We start from the raw sequence: 2,232 nt of genomic DNA on the forward strand, positions 1-2,232 counted from the left end.
GCGGCTGCAGGCGCTGATCGCGCAGGCGCTGGACAACAACCGCGATCTGCGGATCGCGCTCGCCGATATCGCCCAGGCGCGGGCGCAGTACCGCATCCAGCGCGCGGCCCTGCTGCCGGAGGTGGGGACCAGCGCGACCTACACGCGCTCCTATCGCGGCAAGGGCGCGGCGCCGGGCAACGACACGACCCAGGGCGGCAACGCAGCGGCTGCGCCGGCTGCCGGTTATGCCAGCAACTACGACCTGGGCGTGGGCGTCACCGCGTTCGAACTCGACCTCTTCGGCCGGCTGCACGCGCTGAGCACGGCCGCGCAGCAGCGCTACCTGGAACAGGAAGCCGCGGCCCGGGCCACGCGCCTGACCCTGGTCGGCGACATCGCCACGACCTGGCTGACCTATGCCAGCGACCGCAGCCTGCTGACGCTCGCGCAGGACACCGTGCGCAGCGCCGGCGCCAGCGTGGCGCTGACCGCACAGCGGGTGGATGGCGGCATCGTGCCGCATTCGGACCTGGACCAGGCCAACCAGGTGCTGCATGCCGCGCAGGCCGACCTGGCCGCGCAGACCACGGCGCTGGCGCAGGACGTCAATGCGCTGCAGTTGCTGGTGGGCGCTCCGGTCGATCCGGCACTGTTGCCGGGTTCGATCGAGGAGGTCGCGGCCAGCATCGGCGATCCGCCGGCCGGTCTGGACACCAGCGTGCTGCTGCGTCGGCCCGACGTGGTGCAGGCCGAATACGAACTGCGTGCGGTCAACGCCCAGATCGGTGCGGCGCGTGCCGCGTTGTTTCCCAGCATCAGCCTGAGCGGCCTGCTGGGCCTGACCAGCACCGCGCTGTCGCAGCTGTTCACCCACGACGCGCGCACCGCATCGGTGGGCGCCGGCGTCGCCTACACGGTGTTCGATGGCGGCGCGGCGCGCGCCAATGTGCGCTACACCGAGGCGCAGCGCGATGCCGCGCTGGCCGGCTACGAAAAGACCGTGCAGACCGCCTTCAGTGAAGTGGCCGATGCCCTGGCCCGGCGCGGCACCATCGATGCGCAGCTGCAGGCGCAGCGCGCGCTCCTCGCCGATGCCGCCAACACCTGCGACGCCAGCGCGCAGCGCTACCGCGAGGGCGTGGAAAGCGCGCTGTCCAACCTGGATGCGCAGCGCAGCTACTACGCCGCGCAGCGCAGTCTGGTCGCGGTGGAACTGACCGCGGCCACCAATCGGGTGACGCTGTATCGCACCCTGGGCGGAGACGCGTCGCTGGAGCGCGCCCAGCCCTGAGTGCGTTGGGGCGGGTAGGGCGGCACGCCGCAGCCAGGACGCGCTGCCTGACGTGCCGCCGGTGCTGCGCTTACTTCAGGTGCTCGCGCAGGCCGTCGCCCGCCTGCTGGATCGCGGTCCGCACCGCGGGCACGTCGCGCAGGGCATTGAGCAGGCCGAAGTCATGGATCAGCCCGTTGTAGCGGGTCACCGTGACCGTCACCCCGGCCTGGTCCAGCTTGCGGCCGAAGGCTTCGCCCTCGTCGCGCAGCACGTCCAGCTCGGCGGTCTGGATCAGCGTCGGCGGCAGGCCGGCCAGTTGCGCCGGGGTGGCGCGCAGCGGCGAGGCGGTGATCTCGGCGCGGGCCTTGGGATCGGTGGTGTAGTTGTCCCAGAACCAGGTCATCATGTTGCGGGTGAGGAAGTAGCCGCTCTGGAACTGCTGGTACGAGCCATCGTCGAAGCGGGCGTCGGTCACCGGCCACAGCATCAGGTCGTAGCGCAGCGCCGGTGTTCCGGCCGCCTTGGCCTGCAGCGCCACGGCCGCGACCATGTTGCCGCCGACGCTGTTGCCGGCCAGCGCCAGGCGCTTGCCGTCCACGCCGATCTGCGCGCCATGCTCGGCCACCCAGCGGGTGGCGGCATAGGCCTGGTGGATGGCGACCGGATACTGCGCTTCCGGCGACGGCGTGTAGTCCACATAGACCGCCACCGCGCCGGAGGCGTTGACCAGGTCGCGGATCAGGCGTTCGTGGGTCGGGAAGTCGCCCAGCACCCAGCCGCCGCCGTGGAAGAACATGAAGGCCGGCAACACCTGGCCGTCCGTGTGCGGCGGCCGCACGATCACCAGGTTCAGCGGCTTGCCGTCGGCCTGGATGGTGGTGCGGCTGACCTCGGCCGGCGGCAACGGCGTATTGGCCTGGGCATCGCGCAGCACCTGCCGCGCCTGCGACGGGGTGAGCTGTTCGATCGGCTTTCCC

The 2,232-nt window shown here is 71.5% G+C and carries 2 protein-coding genes; one reads left to right on the forward strand and one right to left on the reverse strand.

What is annotated here, in order from left to right; translation table 11 throughout:
* The coding region (locus D183_RS25625) for an efflux transporter outer membrane subunit (protein WP_017910869.1) at positions 1–1,273 on the forward strand (1,273 nt) is incomplete at its 5' end.
* Between the two features lie 70 nt (positions 1,274–1,343).
* On the opposite strand, the gene D183_RS0121835 is transcribed toward D183_RS25625, so the two are convergent.
* Positions 1,344–2,232, reverse strand: an 889-nt coding sequence (locus tag D183_RS0121835) for an alpha/beta hydrolase (RefSeq protein ID WP_017910870.1), incomplete at its 5' end; no start/stop codon positions are given.

The sequence above is a fragment of the Xanthomonas sp. SHU 199 genome, from assembly GCF_000364665.1.
GTDB lineage: Bacteria > Pseudomonadota > Gammaproteobacteria > Xanthomonadales > Xanthomonadaceae > Xanthomonas_A > Xanthomonas_A sontii.